We start from the raw sequence: 18,647 nt of genomic DNA on the forward strand, positions 1-18,647 counted from the left end.
AAAGAAGAGTATGTTAATAAAATTGAAACTGAAATGCCCAATATTCATCTTGAATATTTACCCGAGTATAGTCCAGATTATAACTTAATTGAATTAGTCTGGCATTCAGCAAAAGAATATATTGCTAATCGGCTTTTTGAACCCATTGAAGAGTTAGAATCTTTGTTGCATCAACTTTTAAATGAAGACAAGCTAGTTATTAACTGGGGGCGCAAACTGAAAAATAAGGGTAATGCTCTTATCACAGTTTAAATGCATGACAGCTTACTGTGGAATTGGCTAATGGATGAAGAGACGCAATCCGATGAACGCCAACGCCGCAAATCCTGGCTCACGTTCTTAATTCTGTCTGGTATGGCATTAGCGATATCCTTCAGCCAACCCTCACCCCCGGTTGATTGCCAAACACCTGTCACCCTCCAGTCTCCCCAATCAACCCTATAGACAGATGCCAGGGAACCTCTCTACACTAATCCTTACCCGTAAGACCAATGACAAATGACAAAGGACAGCGATACAATCATGTATCTCGACTGTCGCTAACCCATTTAAGACGAATGCCAGTGACTTTAGAAGTTTGTAGCGCTTTAGCGCTTCTGGCACGCTTCGTGCCTACTACGAACCCAGCTTAAGTCAGTGACATTCCATTTAAGACAAAGGACATCGCTTGCTTCTCGCTATAACGAATGACAAATGACAAATGACAATTCTCGCCGTTAACGTTACTCCCACCTACTGACTCATCCCGTTTTCTGCTTATGCAACTGTACACATCCCGGCGTCGAACCAAGATTGTAGCCACGATTGGTCCTGCTACCAGTCATCCAGAGATACTCAGAGACCTGATTAAAGCAGGTGCGACAACGTTACGGCTCAACTTTTCCCATGGCACTCATGATGACCATCAGCGTAGCATTCGCCTGATTCGCCAAATCGCCTTTGAACTCAATCAACCCGTAGGTATCCTGCAAGACTTACAAGGACCCAAAATTCGCCTAGGCAAATTTGAGAACGGTTCGATTACACTAAAACGAGGCGATCGCTTCATCTTAACCAGTGAACCCCTAATCGGCACTCAGGAAATCAGTTCTGTCACCTATCAACCCCTCGCTGATGAAGTCCCCGATGGTGCGACGATTCTCTTGGATGATGGCAGAGTGGAGATGCAGGTGGAAGAGATTAATCGAGAGAAACGCGCCTTACATTGTCGGGTAATTGTCGGCGGGACGCTCTCCAATAACAAAGGTGTTAACTTTCCAGGGGTCTACCTCTCCATTCGCGCCCTCACGGATAAAGACCGCCGGGATTTGATGTTTGGCTTAGACCAAGGAGTTGATTGGGTCGCCCTTAGCTTTGTTCGCAATCCTCAAGATGTGCTGGAGATCAAAGAACTGATTACCAGCGCCGGAAAAGATGTCCCCGTTATTGTCAAAATTGAAAAGCACGAAGCCATAGAACAAATGGATGCTATCCTCTCCCTCGCCGATGGAGTGATGGTGGCGAGGGGTGACTTAGGGGTAGAATTACCCGCTGAGGATGTACCTATCTTACAAAAGCGGCTGATTACCACCGCCAATCGTCTGGGAATTCCGGTAATTACCGCCACCCAGATGCTGGATAGCATGGTCAACTCTCCACGGGCTACCCGTGCAGAGATTTCCGATGTAGCGAATGCCATTTTAGATGGGACTGACGCCGTAATGCTGTCCAATGAAACCGCCGTGGGAAACTATCCCGTAGAAGCGGTATCCACGATGGCAAAAATTGCCACTCGTATCGAACAAGAGGAAATTGTGCGGAACATGGAAGATACTCGCCGCTCAATTCCCAACGCGATATCCCAGGCGGTGGGTCAAATTGCCGAACAGTTACAAGCCTGTGCGATTATGACCCTAACCAAAACAGGGTCTACGGCTCGAAATGTCTCCAAGTTTCGCCCCTCGACTCCAATTCTGGCGGTGACACCCCATGTCGATGTAGCCCGACAACTGCAACTGGTTTGGGGAATTCGCCCCTTATTGGTGTTGGATTTACCGTCAACGGGTCAGACATTCCAAGCCGCGATTAATGTCGCCCAGGAAAAACAGCTTGTCGCCGAGGGTGATTTGGTGGTGATGACGGCTGGGACATTGCAAGGGGTTCCGGGTTCCACGGATTTAATTAAAGTGGAAGTGGTCACGGCTGTCCTGGGTCAAGGTATTGGTATTGGTAAAGGATCAGTGAGTGGTTTAGCGCGGGTGGCGTATAGTGCGGCAGAGGTGAATAACTTTAATCCGGGCGAAATCTTGGTGGTTCCGTCAACCAGTGCGGATTTTGTTGATACCATGCGTAAAGCATCAGGGGTAGTGACGGAGGAAGATAGTTTAACCAGTCACGCAGCGGTGATTGGAATGCGCTTGGGGGTTCCGGTGATTGTCGGCGTGAAAAATGCGACTCAGCGGATTCGAGATGGGGCGATTATCACCCTGGATACCCAGCGCGGTTTAGTTTATTCCGGGGCGATGGCGGCGAGTCCAGCTAGCAGTGGGGCGGTCATGGTGTGATTGCTGTAGGGGCGGGTTTAGGGACTTGCGTTTCGCGATTGATGATCACCTTTGTACAAAACCCGCCCTGACCCATTGAATTAACACACCTTCGAGTTAACATCGGTGGGTTACGGCGAATAGTTCATTGAAGGGCTATCGCTGCTGTGAAAATACCGCCTAACCCACCCTACCCTTGCACGTCTATTCCAGGCTATCGCTGGGTTTGATAAACTTGTACAGGTCGATCAATCCCTTTGAAGCGATACTCGTCCATTAATTTCAAGCCTTGCTTGTGCGTCAGTAAGGCATAGGTATCTTCACTGATCACACATTCCCCAGGTGGGCAAATCGCTTCCATTCGCGCCGCCAGGTTAATGGTTGCGCCTAAGGCGGTATATTCTACCCGTTGAGAACTGCCCACATCTCCCACTACGGCTTTGCCACTATTCACGGCAATCCGTAATTGTAAGGGTTCCGGTAATACCTCATCGGCATTCAGTCTATCTAAACGATTCAGCATTCCCTTCGCAGTCGCCAAGGCGCGGTCAGCATGATCCGGTTGAGATTCGGGAGCGCCAAAAAATGCCATAATGCAATCGCCAATATATTTATCGAGGGTGCCATTAAAGGCAAAGAGTTCTTGCAGCATCTCCTCAAATAAACTATTGAGCAATTGAGCAATCTGGACTGGACTTAAGCGTTCTGAGAGCGCTGTAAAGCCGACAATATCGGCAAATAGGATACTGATTTCGCTTTCAGCGGCGGGTAAACGACCATCGGGTAATGTGCGATAGGCAATCAGTTGCTGAACCACGGCGGGGGAGTGATAGCGTTCTAGCCGTTGGCGAATCATTTCTTCGCTGGTGAGTTTCTGGGTTAAGAGCCAGCGTTGTACACTCGATGCCACGAGGTTGGCTAAAGTGGAAAAAAAGCTGAGGTCTTCTTCGCCTTCTTGCGTCCAATGGGTTGACGAGTGATGGGCATCGGCATATAATACCCCAACTACTTTATTTTCATCCCAAAGGGGAACCGCGATCGCACTGCGAATTCCTTTGTACAGGATACTGACTTCTCCCTCAAAGCGTTGGTCGGCTTGAGCATCGGCGGTTTGAATCGCGACTTTTTCGGTAAAGACTTTTTGACAGATACTCCGACTAATCCAATGGCTGGACTCGGCTAAACTTTGCTGCTGATTGATGTTTCTGGATGCCGCATTGAGTAATTCGAGTTGCCTTGTACCCGTTACATCCACTAATAAAGCAATCCGTTCGATGCTTTCAAGATAGCGAAAGACCACATCCTTGACCCGTGAGAAAATGGCTTCGATGGATTCAGCCCCACTTAAACCCTTGGCTATCTCAACCAAGTCCTTAAGCCGAGCAATGGTTGTTTCCTTGACGCTCAGTTCATCCCCTTTATCTTTCGCTTGTATCCATTGCTGTTGCAATTCTTTAACACTGCGAAGGATAGTGGCTTCTGCGGGTATCTGTTCGACTGGTGGGACGGTGTTGCTTCGTCGAGACGGAGCCGCTAAAACAACCACAAGGCTAACATCCCCTAACCAAATCACATCCCCGTTTTTCACCAGTTGCGGCGAGGTAATCTGACGTTCGTTCAGTAGCGTCCCGTTTTTGCTCCCCATATCCTTAATCATCCAGTTGTCGGTTGCCGTTTTCAACAGGCGGGCATGATATCGGGATACTCCCTCGTAGGGTAAGGTTAGGTCACACTCCGGTAAGCGACCAATAGTAAATACATCCTGATTGACTGTCACCGTTTTTTCGGTTTTTCCTTGGTGCAGGCGCAGTTTGAGTTCAGCCATACTTAAGATACGTCCTGGAAGCGAATATGGGGCGAAAAACGTTTTTCGATAATCCTAATCCCGTAGATTAATCTTAGTGCATTGATTTAGGAACACCCCCCCTTCGGATCGAATGAGATAAAACCCCCACGATCCGGATCTCACAGCTTCTGCGGTGAAAAACTGATTCAGCTAAACGTTTACGCCCGGGCAGCGATCAATATTATAATGATAGGCGCATTACTAGACCAAGGTTAGACGGTAACGGTTGCTCCGGTGAATCGTTCGCGATCGCCAGTCAGTTCCTCATCTCACCCGAATCCGATTACTCACTCGCTTTGCACCTTATCCATACTAATCGGTGTCGGTGTGTTTACTCTAGGCGCGATCGCGATTTCAAGGATTAACCTCGCCAATGACGCCACAAAACACCGTAGAACTCACCCAGAATCAACTTCAACCTGAACCTACAACCCATCCACCTGAACCTGAACCCGCCCAGAGTTACGTCATTGTTACCACACCCACTAATTTACGCTCGTTATCTGGACGCCAGAAAACGGGAACTGTTTTGCAAAAAGATACTCAATTAACGGTAACGGGAAACGAAGAAAACGGTTGGATCGAAATTAGTGAACCAGAGCCAGGTGGGATCGGGAAGGGTCGAACCAAAAATACTTGCCCTGCCAATTAAGATGTTGTTAGGGTTAATTTACTTATATTATTATTTCTCTGGAGAATTTGTTTGGGTAATAAACGCTCCATAATAACTGCTGAAGCGCCAGAATTGTATTAGAGGAGTCATTATGAATTTATTAATGTTTTCTAAAATATAATGTTGAATTGCTTCAAGTCTTAAAGAACTCGTAGCAGTCATGTCAATCGGTGTGAATACTTTCATGATTGAGTCTCCGAGATTTTCCGAAGAGAGCCGACAAGATTTTTGCATCCCTGGCAGGTTGTTGCTCTGGACGTGCCAGACGGGAGTAATCAGGGATAGAGCGCATGATCAAAACCCCCTTTATTGTATTTTAGGTTAAATTCGTTACTTTTTTTCCTCAATCCATGGGTTATGTGCCACGCGATCGCATGGCTCTTAGCCAGTCTCCATGATTCGTCCAAGCAGATGCAGGCGGAAAAGCTTATCCAATAAGGGTTTTCACGGACTTCAAGCGGCTGGGTGGTTATATCCAGTTCGATAAGCACCCTGGACAATATCTGTCCGATGTACTAAGAAATGTTAAGCCGTGTCAAATTCTTACGGTTCCCTGTGACACACCGAGCGTGTTACCGAGCGTGTTACTGAGCGTGTTGCCGAGCGAAGTCCAGGCAAGCCGAAGTAAGTCTAGGTGAGCGTTCGACTGAACTTCGACAGGCTCAGTTGCCGCGCTCACGCCGAAGTCCGAGGTGTTCCCTCTTCCCTGGTACTCAGGATCGCAATTGCATGAAGAACAGGAGGTCAATTAAGTCTTCGTTCTGATTTTTTCCGTAAAATGGCGGATGCCACTTGAGTCAAAAAAGGATAGGTTTATTATTTAATGGTTGAAATATCAGTAATTTCCCGTAGATAGATAAATGCACTTAAGTATGGGTATCAATAGGTATTGTGGAAAATACCTAAATCTTTATCCTGGCTTTATGGGAATTTAAGAAAACCTGTTAGATAATGGTCTATAAGTCGAGGCGGATCTTGCATTGTGTTTAAATTTACGATTGTCATCACCACCTACAACCGCTTGTCTCTGCTGAAACGAGCCGTTGAATCAGCATTGGCACAAACGTTACCCTGTGAAGTGATTGTTGCTGACGATGGTTCCTCAGATGGTACAGAGGCATACATCCATAGTTTAGGCGATCGCGTGGTTTATCACCGCAATCCAGTTAACGTGGGGCATTGTGCCACAATGAACGCCGCCGTTAAGCTAGCGCAAGGGGATTGGATTAAACCCATTGACGATGATGACTATCTTGCCTCTAATTGTATTGAGGAATTAACTAAGGCGATCGCCAGATATCCTCAAGCGGTTCTCTGTTCAACTCAGGCGATACAAGTCAACGAGAATGGTAGAGAAGTATCACGTACCCAACCAATTAACAATGCTCCGATTAACTATGTGCCTCAGTCTGAGATCCATTATCGGATGCTTTTAGAGCAACTGCCCTTTGGGACACCTGTACAAGTTGCCTTTCGCAAAGATGCCTTTGTCAAATCAGGAGGTTGGGATTCCAGCTTTGAAGTGAACTACGATGATATTGACTCATGGGTGAAAATTGCCCAATATGGAGATGCCATCTTAGTAAATCAGCATTTAGCCTACCGGACGTTATGGCATCAAGGGAATCATCTCAAGTTTTCCCTGCAACAGCGCCTACAAAAGCATATCTCGATTAAAGAAAAAATTTATAAATTTGTCCATCCCAAGTATCGTGATTCTCTACCCTCGTTGCAAGATATTCAGGATTTTTTAAGCTTGTACTGGAGTTTAGTCGGCTTCAAGCAAGGGAAATTTGATCAGGCATTTCCCCTCTTATTCCCCGCTCTGTTTTCTGGGAAAGGTTGGCAACTCTTAACTCAAGTTATTTACGCTCGCAAAGTTTATCACACGTTCCAGCCAGATTGCCAAGAACCAAAACCCAAGCAGATGCCTTTATTATCTGAAATATAGAGACGTTGCAGCCAACGTCTCTACATGATTACTTGCTCTCCTTTTTGGTTTTCGAGTTTGCCTGAGATTTCTTGAATTGCTTATGAGCGAACCAACCGAGTCCCAACAATCCAAAAGCGGCAGACGAACCCGGTTCAGGAACCGACTGGGGTTCTGAATCTAGGGCTTCTAGTGCATCGTCGGCGAGTTGTGCATGGGCGACTGTGGTTGGGTGAATACCATCCCAGAACAAATACTCATCTGGGTTGTCACAGACTTCAAACTCTTGTGTTCCATCTAATTTACCGTCATCCTTGAGGGGATGAATGCAAGAGTCGGTGACATTCGTAAAGCCAAATTCTTCGGGATTGGCAATGGTTTGATTCAGGAGCGAAAAAGCATCAAGCTGTGCAATATTGATGTTATCCAATTGGCTCAAGTTAGCCAGACTTGTGTCTAATAGAGTGTTATGGGTTTGAGATAATGTGGTCAGGCTCATGGATATATCATCACCCATGCTAAGTGCGCGAGGGGTTTTACCCAAATTTGGCAAATTGGGGACGAGGAAATTACGCGCTCCTAAATCATAAAGTGTTTGTACCGCTTCGGCTAAATTCCCGACTGTTTCCATCGGGTCAGGGTCAGATACAAGCTGGTAATCGTTAGGACCTCCCCATACAATATAGAGTGCATCCTCATCAGCTTGTTGACCTGCTACGGCTAGATCATCTTCAAACCACTCAACTTGAGTTAACATTCCCGGTATCAGTTCACCCAACTCACCAACCCCTTGAGTTCCAGTTTGAGCCCCACCGAAGGCGAAGTTCACGCTGTTGGTAGCCGTCGCACCATTAAAGAAGGGGCTAACTTGAGGTTGACCGTCCTCAGAAAATGCGATCGGGGAAGGTATATTAGAACCTGGAAACAGCACGGATAATTCCGTAGAGGGGATCAGGTTTATTCCCAACTCCTCTGCCAAATAATCGCTCCAGACTAGACCATTAGAAAAACGTCCGTCCTCATCGTAGGGGGGAACAGGAGGTTCAATCGGTATTTCATTTTGTTCAGGTAGTAGGTTATTGGCGGCGGTTGTGGCATTGAATATGTTACCCGGATCAGAGAGACTATCGCCAAAGACATACATTTTGCTGAATGTAGCCGCTAAAGTCTCTGTGGGCAACATGAACGAAAAGACAGTGAATCCGAGGGCGATAATTGGTTTTTTCATGAGAGGTCTTGACCGTTGTTTCTAATTTGGACAATGAGAGTGTGGCATAGACTCCTTGGGAAACCCAGGGATTGTCTGTGCCTCAATTGGTTTGTATTCAGATGATTTTGATGAATCTTGATGCGGTTATAACCCACCCAGCCTACCCACCATGAGGTCTGGGATTGTTATAGTAGAGAGTGATATCTATACACGGTACAAGGATGATCAAGCTTAATCATCACCCTGTTGTAGTAAAAATCTTGTGTCTGTGACTCTGCACAAATTACTGAATATGAGTAAGAGTCTCAAGTCAGTTTTTAACTTTACTCCCTAAATGCAAATGTAGAGGCGATCATTTAGATAAATGCATAATTCTTTACTAACACACACCCTGCTTAATAAAAGTACACATTAATATTACATTAACTTACGAGAGTTGTAAAGACAACACCAACAACAAAACTTCGACAATTAACGTAAAGTCTTAAATCATAATAACAATTTCATTTTTAGTCAACCCCCGATGTGATGACTTTTAAATATCCAGACATAGCCACGCAAGCGATCTCCAGAATTTTATCGGAAAAGCGTTCCCCCTATAATCGAAATGCGGCACTCTTTGATGTACAAGAACCTATTACCAGTGCGTCGCCAGAGGTACGTCGGATTATAGAGAGAGTGTTACAAGCGGAAAAAGATAAACTTTATATGAAGACCCCCCGCCATATCAATGATGACATCTTGAGAATTGTCAAGGAAGAAGTTCAATGAAGCTGAGGTCAATCCGGCTGTGCAACTTTCGCCAGTTTTACGGGAAGACACCCGAAATAACTCTGGCAACTGGCGATCGCAATACAACGGTGATTCATGGTAACAATGGTGCTGGAAAGACGACGCTATTAAATGGCTTTACCTGGGTGCTGTACGAGAAATTCACGGCGGCGTTTGCGTCTCAAGAACAATTGGTGAACAAACGGGCAATTAGTGAAGCGGCTCTGAAAGAATCCGTAGAATGCTGGGTCGAAATTGGGTTTGAGCATCAGAATAAACGCTATCAGGCAAAGCGACTCTGCCGCGCTTACAAGACAGAAGCGGGCGTGGAACAGGGGAAAAGTGAATTATATCTACAAATTGCTGATGATGATGGTCGCTGGCTGCTACCGCAACAACTTCCAGAAGATATCATTGGGCGTATCTTACCTGCAAGCTTACATCAATACTTCTTCTTTGATGGGGAACGCATCGAGAAAATTGCCCGATCTGATAAAAAAGCCGATATTGCGGAAGCGACGAAGACGTTACTCGGTGTTGAGGTATTAAATCGCTCAATTAAACATCTCAAGGAAGCCAGAAAAAGCTTAGAATCTGAGTTATCGTTAATCGGCGATTCGGAAACCAAAAAACTGCTCAAAGAACAAAAGCAACTGGAACAAAAAAGTCACAATCTGGCAAATCGGCAAGTCGAAATTGAGCAGGAATTAGCCCACCACGATGAATTAAAGCAAACCTTGAGTAGTCGCTTATTAGAACTCGGTGGCGCTCAAGAGTTGCAACAGCTACGGGATGAACTGGAAGCGCAACAAACATTACATCGAGACCAGCTTAAACAGGCAAAAGATAACCTGAAACGTGCCCTATCTACCCGCAGTTATACGGTGTTACTCTCTCCGGTGATCGGCGAGTTTCAGTCCATTGTCGAAGACTTGCGATCGCGCGGCGAACTTCCGGTTGGCATTAAACAGCAATTTGTCCAAGATTTATTGCACAGTCAGCATTGTATTTGTGGCACTCAACTACAGGAAGGAACCCCAGCCTATCAACAGGTTGCCGCTTGGATGGATAAAGCCGGATTAGCCGATGTGGAAGAAACCGCGATTCGCTTAGGGGTACAGGTTAGTGAAATTGAACGGCAAATCCCCGATTTTTGGGCAGATGTGGATCAGCAACAGATAATTCTAGCTCAAGAACGAGCGGAGCTTTCTCGCATTGAAACTCAATTGGATGATATTAGAAAAAAGCTGCTCACGTTTCCAGATGAGGATATTAGCCAACTACAAAAGCGCCTAGATGAAATTGATGTCACCCTTCGCGATTTAACCTTAGAAAATGGAGCAAATCAGCAGCAAATTGAACAGTTAGCCACTGATATCCAAGCCATCGTCAAGCAAATTTCTAAACATCAAATGAATGAGGCAAAGCAAGCCTTGGCGCAACGGCGGATTGCGGCAACTCAGGACGCGGTTGAACGATTGATTGAAGTTAGAACCCGACTGGATAATCAGTTTCGCACGTCTTTAGAAAAGCGAGTTCAGGAGATTTTTACCGGGATTTCGTTTACCCCCTATCTCCCTAAAGTGAATCAGAACTATGAATTAACCTTAGTGGAAAAAACCTCTGGAAACGAAGAACTCGTGGCGGCGTCTACGGGAGAAAACCAAATTCTCAGCCTGTCATTTATTGGCGGAATTATTGATCGGGTGCGGGATTGGATTCAAGAACAGGCGATGATGGGACCTGATAGTAGTACCTTTCCTATTGTCATGGATTCACCCTTTGGCAGTTTGGATGAAATTTATCGCCGCCAAATTGCCCAAACCCTGCCCACGTTAGCTAATCAGTTAGTCGTGTTAGTCACTAAGACTCAATGGCGAGGAGAGGTGGCGCAAGAGATGGAACCCTATATTGGTCGAGAATACGTTCTGGTTTACAATTCACCGAAACCCGAGTGCGATCGCGATCGCATGGAACTTGGAGGCGTTGGCTATGATTTAGTCAAACCGAGTCCGAATGAGTTTGAATATACAGAAATTGTTGAAGTGGAGTATGTGTTTTAGGGTTATCGGTCTATGCTCTTTACCTGACTAGGGGTCTAACCCCTCATTGGCGCTATTCAACTCTTGCATCGCCAGTCCTGTCCCTGGCAATCCCCACGCTCCACGTTAGTAGCGTGGGGTTGTTGAAACAATCGCCCCCACACCATCAGCGATTAGTAATCGAAATCGCCCATACCAGCGCCAGCACCAGCACCTTCCTTGGGTTCAGGCTTGTCAACTACGATACATTCAGTAGTCAATACCATACCCGCGATTGAGGCGGCATTTTGCAGAGCGGAACGAGTCACCTTGGCGGGGTCAACGATACCAGCTTCAAACATATCAACAAACTCATTCGTCGCGGCGTTGTAGCCAACGTTGAAATCTTTCTCTTTCACCCGCTCAGCGATAACCGCACCATTTTGACCCGCATTCTCAGCAATCCGCTTTAGGGGTGCTGGAAGCGCACGGGACACAATCATCGCCCCAATCAAACCTTCACCGCTCAGGTTTTCATTTGCCCATGATTCCAGTGTCGGGGTGAGGTGAGCCAGAGTCGTACCACCACCGGGAACAATCCCTTCTTCTACCGCCGCTTTAGTCGCGTTAATCGCGTCTTCTAAGCGCAGCTTGCGGTCTTTCATTTCGGTTTCGGTAGCCGCCCCGACTTTGACCACAGCAACGCCACCGGACAACTTCGCCAAACGTTCTTGCAGTTTCTCTTGGTCGTAGGAGGAATCGGATTCTTCAATCTGACGACGGATTTGTTCACAACGAGCTTTAACGCCCGCTTCGTTGCCTTCCGCCACAATCGTGGTGTTGTCTTTGGTGATGGTAATGCGACGTGCCTTACCCAGCATCTCTAGCTTGGTGTTTTCCAGCTTCAGACCCGCGTCTTCGGTGATGAGTTGACCACCGGTCAATACGGCGATATCTTCCAGCATGGCTTTACGGCGATCGCCAAAACCCGGTGCTTTAACCGCAGCGACATTCAGCACACCGCGCAGGCGGTTGACCACCAGAGTCGCTAGGGCTTCTTTTTCAATGTCTTCAGCCAGAATCAGCAGAGGGCGACTGGAACGGGCAACTTGCTCGAGTACAGGTACTATGTCCTGAACCAGGGTGATTTTCTTGTCGGTGATCAGGATGAAGGGTTCTTCCAGAATCGCTTCCATCCGCTCCATGTCGGTAGCGAAGTAGGGCGAAATATAGCCCTTGTCAAAGCGCATCCCTTCGGTGATTTCTAATTCGGTGGTCATGGATTTCCCTTCTTCCAAGGAAATCACGCCTTCTTTGCCCACCTTATCCATAGCTTGGGCAATCATCTGACCGACTTCTTCGTCATTACCGGCAGAGATGGAACCAACTTGAGCAATGGCTTTAGAATCTTCAACAGGACGGGCATTTTCGGCAATCTTGTCCACCAAGAAAGCAATGGCTTTGTCAATCCCCCGCTTCAGGGCGATCGCATTCGCACCAGCCGCCACGTTCCGCAAGCCTTCTTTAACCATGGCATGAGCCAACACGGTAGCGGTTGTAGTACCGTCACCCGCTGCATCATTAGTCTTAGACGCAGCTTGACGAATCAGGGCGACACCCGTGTTTTCAACGTGGTCTTCTAATTCGATTTCTTTAGCAATGGTCACCCCGTCATTAACAATTTGAGGAGCGCCAAACTTTTTCTCCAGAACCACGTTGCGACCTTTTGGACCGAGAGTAACGGCAACGGATTCTGCCAGAATATCCATACCCTTTTCCAGGGCGCGACGAGCATTTTCGTTGTAAATGATGCGCTTAGCCATAGATTTCAGTGATGTTGAGTCTTAGAGTTGAATTGTGGATTGTTACTAGTTGTTATGAGTTCATCATTCAGGAGAGTTGCCAGAGAACTGGCTTGTATACTCCTGAACGTTTAGCGATCACGACTAGGAAACGACAGCGAGGATGTCTTTCTCTGAAAGCAGAACATACTCTTCGTTGCCTAGCTTGATATCAGTACCGGCATACTTGGAGTAGAGAACCTTGTCACCAATTTTGACTTCCAGTTCCGAGCGAGAGCCATCATCGTTGCGCTTGCCAGGACCGGTGGCGACAATTTCCCCAATTTGAGGCTTCTCTTTGGCGTTGTCAGGTAACAAAATGCCACCTGCCGTTTTTTCTTCAGCGGCACTGACCTTGACAAAAACGCGATCGCCTAATGGCTTGACTGTAGAAACACTCAGAGATACGGCTGCCATTGAATTCCCTCCTAATTAGCGTAGTTTAGTCTCACTTTGCACTTTCTGCTGTCGAGTGATTAGCACTCTCTGCTTCTGAGTGCTAATTTACTCAACTTAGGCATGAAACTGCAATCAATTTCCGGGTACGGGTTCCCGAACTAAAGGATGGGGGTTTGGGATTTGGGGTGTGGGGTGTGGGGTGTCGGGGTGTCGGGTGTCGGGTGTCGGGTGTCGTGTGTCGGGTGTCGGGGGAGCAGGGGGAGCAGGGGGAGAGAAAGTTATCTGTTTGAATGCAACTCCGTATAAGTACCTAGACATAAATTCTGTCCGCTGCACTCAGAAATGTTAACAAGCAGCAAATCCTTACTGTTCCCCGTTCCCTGTTCCCTGTTCCCTAGACGTGTAGTGAAACGCTACCCTACAGGATAGTGGGAATGTTTAGCGGGTAAGACGATGAAAGGGAATAGAGCCTCAGACAAAACACTGTTAGCCAAAAATGTAAATAGCCTCGGACTGAATCAAATTCAACGCCATGTTTTGCTATGCGCTGACCAGACTAAACCGAAGTGCTGCTCTAAACAAGCGGGTCTGGATTCCTGGGACTACTTAAAAACTCGTCTGAAACAGCTTAAGCTGGATCAACCCACTCAGGAGCGACCAAGCTGCATCTTCCGTACCAAAGCTAACTGTCTGCGCGTCTGTGCGAGTGGTCCAATTCTGGTGGTTTACCCGGATGGTGTTTGGTATCGTAACGCGACGCCAGAGGTGATCGAACGCATTATTCAAGAGCATCTCATTGGCAACAAGATTGTGGAAGACTATGCTTTTCTGGTTCATCCTCTCCCAGAAACCGATCAATCTCCTATTTCCGACGCAGCAGGAGTTAAAAAAGCCGACAGTCAATCCCAACCGCCGATAACTCCTGAAAAAGTTGCCAGTGTAGATCAACCGAAAAACCTTTGGAGCAAGATTGTCCAGCGCTTCTGGAAAGACTAGCGCAGCATGACGCAAATACGTGAGCAGCTCGTTCTCAGGCGGGGGAGCAGGAGAGCCAGGGAGATATTCGCCGATTCGTTATTTCTGCCTTCTTGCACTAGAACATCAGTCCAGTAATCGAAACAGTGTATGAGTTCTTGCCTATTTAGGTTTCCGGTTAGATAGACTAACATAGGACTTGATCAATCTATACTTCAAAATCCTTGACGGACATAGCGCGATCGCTCGCGTCAACAAACACAGGCTATAACATTGACAGCTAATCCTTGGACTCAGCCAGTATCCTTACACCAGCTCAGGGTTAGCTGCTCAATAACGTCCGGTTAGCAGGCGTGGAACCAGAACAACGAAATTTTTAACTATCCACCTAAACTTCCGAATGACCAGTATCAACGTATGAAAGACAACGGTGTCAGAACTAACAAGCGACTGCTGCTGATTGACGATGACCCTAATCTGATTTTGCTCGTTAAGGACTACCTCGAGTTTCGCGGGTATGACGTGATCACAGCGGAAAATGGTCGAGAGGCGTTGGACGTTCTCGCTCAAGACATTCCGGACATGATCATTTGTGATGTAATGATGCCAGAGATGGATGGCTATGCTCTAGTTGAGTATGTTCGGCAAGATCCGAGCATGAACTGGGTTCCTGTCCTATTTCTCTCTGCCAAAGGACAAAGCAATGATCGGGTTAAGGGACTCAACACCGGTGCTGATGTTTACATGGTCAAACCCTTTGAGCCAGAAGAATTAGTCGCTCAAGTTGAATCATCCCTGAGACAGGCTAGCCGCTTAACGACTCGCCCTCAAACACCTGGAGGAGAGCCGCCATCTAACATTCAGGTTCCCGCCAATGTGGAATTGACACCAACGGAACTGAAGGTAGTACAGTTTGTCGCACGCGGGTTGGCAAATCGGGAAATTGCCCAGGAACTTAATGTTAGCCAGCGCACGATTGAAAGCCATGTGTCTAATATGCTAGGCAAAACCGGATTACATAACCGTACCGAATTAGCGCGTTGGGCGATTGAAAGTAGTCAGGCTTAGTCGTCATGGTTCATTGGTCTTATGCCAAAGAGTTCCATTCCTCAGTAAGGACTCTCGCGAGTTAAGTTTGGGGTTTTCTCCTGAACGTTATTGGTGATTAACCCACTAATTGCAACCCAGCATGTTTGACAAAGGCATACCAATCTTGATTGAAACCTTTAAATTCAACGTCCTTTAGGGTAAATTTTATGTGAGAATCTTCAATTGGCAACGATACCATATTATAGGCATCAGGTTTATTGGTTAGTAGCACCAGTTCAGTACCTGCGGGAATCGGTTGCATAGCATTTGGACTGAGATACATCGATTGAACAGGGGCACGCTTAATTACAGTATCCACGTTAAATACAATTTTGAGTAATCCCCCTTCAGGTGGCAAACTTTGTCGGTAAACCATCATTTTTACAACATCTTTTTCTATTTGCTTCGAGAGCATCTGTGCCACTGTTTCAGTTGGTCTCAGGGGTTCTTTGGTGATTTGAACATGATCAATAAACGCATACCAATTTAAACTTCTACCCTGAAATCCAATATCCTGGAAACTGATCCGAATATGTCGGGTTAAATCTGGGGGCGTGTAGGATTGTAGAACTAATAATGTGCTAGCCGGAATCGGCTGAAGTTTATAGCTTGGCAGTAAACTGGATTGAATAGGTTCTTGTTTAAGAATTGTATCTTGGGTAGACAACATTCGGACTAAGCTAATCATAGTTTGATAGTTCCTTTAATTGTTATTGGTCATTTGTCATTTGTCATTTGTCATTTGTCATTTGTCATTTGTAGAATTATTCTTGCTCTTCACACTTGATCGGGGCGGGTGTAGGGTGCGTTAGCGTTCGCGAAGCGTTCCCGAAGGGTAGCGTAACGCACCATTTCAAAAGATAATAGTGAAACCCGCCCCCACACACGCGCCAGGTTTCCTTGAGCAAAGCGAAGGGTCAAAACTATTCTCTCCCTCCCTTTTTAAGAAATACTGCCACGCTTACGGGCTTCTTTGTAGGATGTTCCCACATTTCGTAACCCAGCGCGAATCATTTGCTGTTCTAATAGGGTAAAAAAGCGGGCGCGATCGCCGCCTCGAACCACAGCCTGATTATGGGCTTCTGCTATAGCAATGGGATAGCCATAGCCTTTGTAAACCTGTGCCAGCATTAAACTTAGGGCTTGATTGAATAACATAGTATCTTGGGCTACCCATTCTGGAACCTCGACGCGGGCAATTTCTGTACCAACGTGAACATAGCAGAAGTAAATCCGGTGATGATCGTATAGATCTAAAATTCGTACCGAACTGCGAAATAAAGGACTACGTTGTCCGGGTTGCAGTAAACTCGACCAGAGCATCGTATCACGTAAGGGTTCCACCACCTGACAAGGCAATTTATCGGTAACAGAGGCGCAATGGTTGATACAGTTTGGGGTGTCATAAGGACAGGCTTGTAAACGGAGAAAATGCAGGGCTTCGTTGCTGCGAGACGCGCTCAAATAGCCCATCAGTGGTACATTTACTGATCGCAACTGATCCCAAGCGGCTAAAATCGGGGGTAGGATGCGATCGCGGGCTTCTGTGGGTAAGGACTCCAGAAACCAGTAAATCAGTGATCCATCCACCATCGCCAGATTAGGAATATCAAAATGGGAACCGGGCGGATTGACCCAGCGACACGCCATATCTGCCAATATCGACACCTCAGATACAGTGCGACGATACCCCATCCATTCTTCGGTACGAATCCCCCATTGGCGAGATATGTATAAATCTTCGGGTCGGTAAAAGACTTCGGGTAGGTTATCCAAGAGTGGGTGTAAACTTTGTCCATAGTGCAGCATCACCCGACCGACATTAATTAAATAACAATAGGCGATTTCGTGATGGGAGGGAGAAATTTGAGACCCATCGGTAGCGAAAACCGTGTGGCTGGCGGGAGGGGAGTCCAGATCAAGGCGAGTATCCAGGGATTCGACAGGAACAGCCGCCGTAAAGGTTAAGCGATCGCGCCATTGCTGGTGGGATTGAATCAACTCATCCTGTCGGGTATTAGTCTCCAGCAGCAGCTTTTGCGCCAGTTCCCAGCGTTGGCGACTGGCTAGCGCCTCCCCTTTCAGATGCTGGCTAATTCCAGGGATTTGTTTCGCGAGTTTCGTGAGATCGAGCATTTAATTATAGTACCCGATGCAGGATATGTATAATTATCTTATCTTTATTTAATGATTTTAGTAATAATAATTAGAACTATTGCTTAAACAAGGTAAACCTCCGATTTTTGGGTGAGTCATTGTAACCATTTTTACAGTTTGCGATTTCCTTCAGACATAAATAATCAGATTAAATCGCCAAATATTAAGTTAAATAAAAAAAAACTTAAATTTATGGCGATAGACGTTTTTATTTGTCCTAACCTTAGTGCGTAGCGCTATATAAAGGTAAGAGCTACATTAAATAGCCATAGGAAGTTTGGTGATGATATGGAATAATTTCAAATCCATACAACCCAGTGTAATCGTGCATATATACATTATCTAAACTCTACTTTTACCAAGCTGAGAAATCCTGAGCAAACTCCGATAGAGACAATAACTGAATCTTTGGATGATTGCGAACCTCGTCTCGGTGCGCGGCTGTATTATAGCCCCAATCTGCTAAATAGAGTCTCACCTGAGCCAAGTCTGATTGCTGTTCCACTGATAGTAAGGTATTTAACCGATCTTCTACAAACCAGAGACTTGCCGATTCATCTGTAAAGTCTTGTATCAGTTGTCGTAGAGTTTGATATTTGGGACGTTTGATTTCTTTGCCGATAATTCTATCCTCTGATAATTCGATACCTTGTTGTTGTAATAACTGCTTGGCAAAGCGCCCTTCTTTCGTGGTAACAATAAAGACCTGTGTTGGCGTTTCTAATATTTGCTGTAGGCGCTCAATTACCCCAGGATAAAAGCGGTGCAGTGCTAACCAGCCTTCTAAGTCATTAGTAATCCATTCATCGCGAATTTTATCGACTTGTTGACCCAAGTCGCTTGGCTGCAAGTTGTCGGAGTCAATACATTGGTGTAAAACGGTTGACCAATCTTGTAAAATCTGGGTTTCTGAAACGCCTAAAAGTAACACTCGTAGTAAAACAGGCATTTCCCACCCGGATTCAATCACAGGGCGCAAGCGGTAAAATTTATCAGCTAAGTCTGGCGGGGGTGTTGTATTTTCAGGTTGCCAAATTTTGCAGTAGGTACGCCAAGCCGTTTGGAAATATTCCAGAAGTCCATCACAGATAACGCCATCAAAGTCGAGGGCGAGAATGGTGGGTGCATTAGTTGACATAAAGTTATTTGAATGATGAATAATGATCTCGCTGATTTAAGGGCTGGTGGGCATTGCCCACCCTACGGGATATGA

At 46.3% G+C, this 18,647-nt stretch carries 17 protein-coding genes; 10 read left to right on the forward strand and 7 right to left on the reverse strand.

What is annotated here, in order from left to right:
• From RIG66_RS00005 to pyk, 3 genes are all read left to right on the forward strand, one after another.
• Positions 1-252, forward strand: a 252-nt coding sequence (locus tag RIG66_RS00005) for a transposase (RefSeq protein WP_446374008.1), incomplete at its 5' end; no start/stop codon positions are given.
• Positions 253-444 (forward strand): hypothetical protein, encoded by a 192-nt coding sequence (locus RIG66_RS00010; protein ID WP_446374010.1) that lies wholly within the window; start codon positions 253-255, stop codon positions 442-444.
• Positions 445-758: 314 nt separating this feature from the next.
• On the forward strand, positions 759-2,543 hold the full coding sequence (gene pyk / locus RIG66_RS00015) for a pyruvate kinase (protein ID WP_446374012.1): 1,785 nt from the start codon (positions 759-761) through the stop codon (positions 2,541-2,543).
• Between the two features lie 193 nt (positions 2,544-2,736).
• Here the strand turns inward: pyk and RIG66_RS00020 are convergent, their stop codons facing one another.
• Positions 2,737-4,347 carry an adenylate/guanylate cyclase domain-containing protein gene (locus RIG66_RS00020; RefSeq protein ID WP_446374014.1) on the reverse strand — a complete coding sequence of 537 codons (1,611 nt, stop codon included), beginning with the start codon at positions 4,345-4,347 and terminating at the stop codon, positions 2,737-2,739.
• Between the two features lie 255 nt (positions 4,348-4,602).
• Here RIG66_RS00020 and RIG66_RS00025 point away from each other — a divergent pair, with 255 nt between their 5' ends.
• The 3 genes from RIG66_RS00025 to RIG66_RS00035 all read left to right on the forward strand — a co-directional run bounded on the left by RIG66_RS00025 (position 4,603) and on the right by RIG66_RS00035 (position 6,992).
• Positions 4,603-4,791 (forward strand): hypothetical protein, encoded by a 189-nt coding sequence (locus RIG66_RS00025; protein WP_446374016.1) that lies wholly within the window; start codon positions 4,603-4,605, stop codon positions 4,789-4,791.
• Entirely contained in the window at positions 4,742-5,020 is a 279-nt protein-coding gene (locus RIG66_RS00030) for a hypothetical protein (protein ID WP_446374018.1), read from the forward strand. Before RIG66_RS00025 ends, RIG66_RS00030 begins: the two co-directional genes overlap by 50 nt.
• A 1,003-nt stretch (positions 5,021-6,023) precedes the next feature.
• Positions 6,024-6,992, forward strand: a complete 969-nt coding sequence (locus RIG66_RS00035; protein WP_446374020.1) for a glycosyltransferase family 2 protein — start codon at positions 6,024-6,026, stop codon at positions 6,990-6,992.
• Positions 6,993-7,020: 28 nt separating this feature from the next.
• On the opposite strand, the gene RIG66_RS00040 is transcribed toward RIG66_RS00035, so the two are convergent.
• Positions 7,021-8,199 (reverse strand): SGNH/GDSL hydrolase family protein, encoded by a 1,179-nt coding sequence (locus RIG66_RS00040; protein WP_446374022.1) that lies wholly within the window; start codon positions 8,197-8,199, stop codon positions 7,021-7,023.
• Positions 8,200-8,709: 510 nt separating this feature from the next.
• On the opposite strand from RIG66_RS00040, the gene RIG66_RS00045 reads away from it, so the two are divergent.
• Positions 8,710-8,952, forward strand: a complete 243-nt coding sequence (locus tag RIG66_RS00045) for a hypothetical protein (protein ID WP_446374024.1) — start codon at positions 8,710-8,712, stop codon at positions 8,950-8,952.
• The gene (locus RIG66_RS00050) at positions 8,949-11,015 is read left to right on the forward strand and encodes an AAA family ATPase (RefSeq protein WP_446374026.1); all 2,067 of its coding nucleotides are present in this window, start codon (positions 8,949-8,951) and stop codon (positions 11,013-11,015) included. The genes RIG66_RS00045 and RIG66_RS00050 overlap by 4 nt, the downstream gene beginning before the upstream one ends.
• Before the next feature lie 152 nt (positions 11,016-11,167).
• Here RIG66_RS00050 and groL read toward each other — a convergent pair whose 3' ends face one another.
• Complete coding sequence (groL, locus tag RIG66_RS00055) at positions 11,168-12,796, reverse strand: chaperonin GroEL (protein ID WP_446374028.1); 1,629 nt, start codon at positions 12,794-12,796, stop codon at positions 11,168-11,170.
• A 123-nt stretch (positions 12,797-12,919) separates the two neighbouring features.
• On the reverse strand, positions 12,920-13,231 hold the full coding sequence (gene groES / locus RIG66_RS00060; protein WP_446339129.1) for a co-chaperone GroES: 312 nt from the start codon (positions 13,229-13,231) through the stop codon (positions 12,920-12,922).
• Between the two features lie 435 nt (positions 13,232-13,666).
• Between groES and RIG66_RS00065 the strand changes: the two genes are divergently transcribed.
• Both RIG66_RS00065 and RIG66_RS00070 read left to right on the forward strand, forming a co-directional pair.
• Positions 13,667-14,209: a (2Fe-2S) ferredoxin domain-containing protein gene (locus RIG66_RS00065; protein ID WP_446374030.1), complete on the forward strand. Its 543-nt coding sequence runs from the start codon at positions 13,667-13,669 to the stop codon at positions 14,207-14,209.
• 396 nt (positions 14,210-14,605) lie between these two features.
• Positions 14,606-15,256, forward strand: coding sequence for a response regulator transcription factor (locus RIG66_RS00070; protein WP_006101395.1), 651 nt, complete (start codon positions 14,606-14,608; stop codon positions 15,254-15,256).
• A gap of 97 nt (positions 15,257-15,353) precedes the next feature.
• On the opposite strand, the gene RIG66_RS00075 is transcribed toward RIG66_RS00070, so the two are convergent.
• The 3 genes from RIG66_RS00075 to RIG66_RS00085 all read right to left on the reverse strand — a co-directional run bounded on the left by RIG66_RS00075 (position 15,354) and on the right by RIG66_RS00085 (position 18,572).
• Positions 15,354-15,965, reverse strand: a complete 612-nt coding sequence (locus tag RIG66_RS00075) for a hypothetical protein (RefSeq protein ID WP_446374033.1) — start codon at positions 15,963-15,965, stop codon at positions 15,354-15,356.
• 254 nt (positions 15,966-16,219) lie between these two features.
• Positions 16,220-17,413, reverse strand: a complete 1,194-nt coding sequence (locus RIG66_RS00080; RefSeq protein WP_446374035.1) for a DNA double-strand break repair nuclease NurA — start codon at positions 17,411-17,413, stop codon at positions 16,220-16,222.
• Between the two features lie 376 nt (positions 17,414-17,789).
• Positions 17,790-18,572 (reverse strand): HAD family hydrolase, encoded by a 783-nt coding sequence (locus RIG66_RS00085; protein WP_446374037.1) that lies wholly within the window; start codon positions 18,570-18,572, stop codon positions 17,790-17,792.
• Between the last annotated feature and the right edge of the window lie 75 nt (positions 18,573-18,647).

It is taken from the genome of Coleofasciculus sp. E2-BRE-01, from assembly GCF_040221695.1.
Lineage (GTDB): Bacteria > Cyanobacteriota > Cyanobacteriia > Cyanobacteriales > Coleofasciculaceae > Coleofasciculus.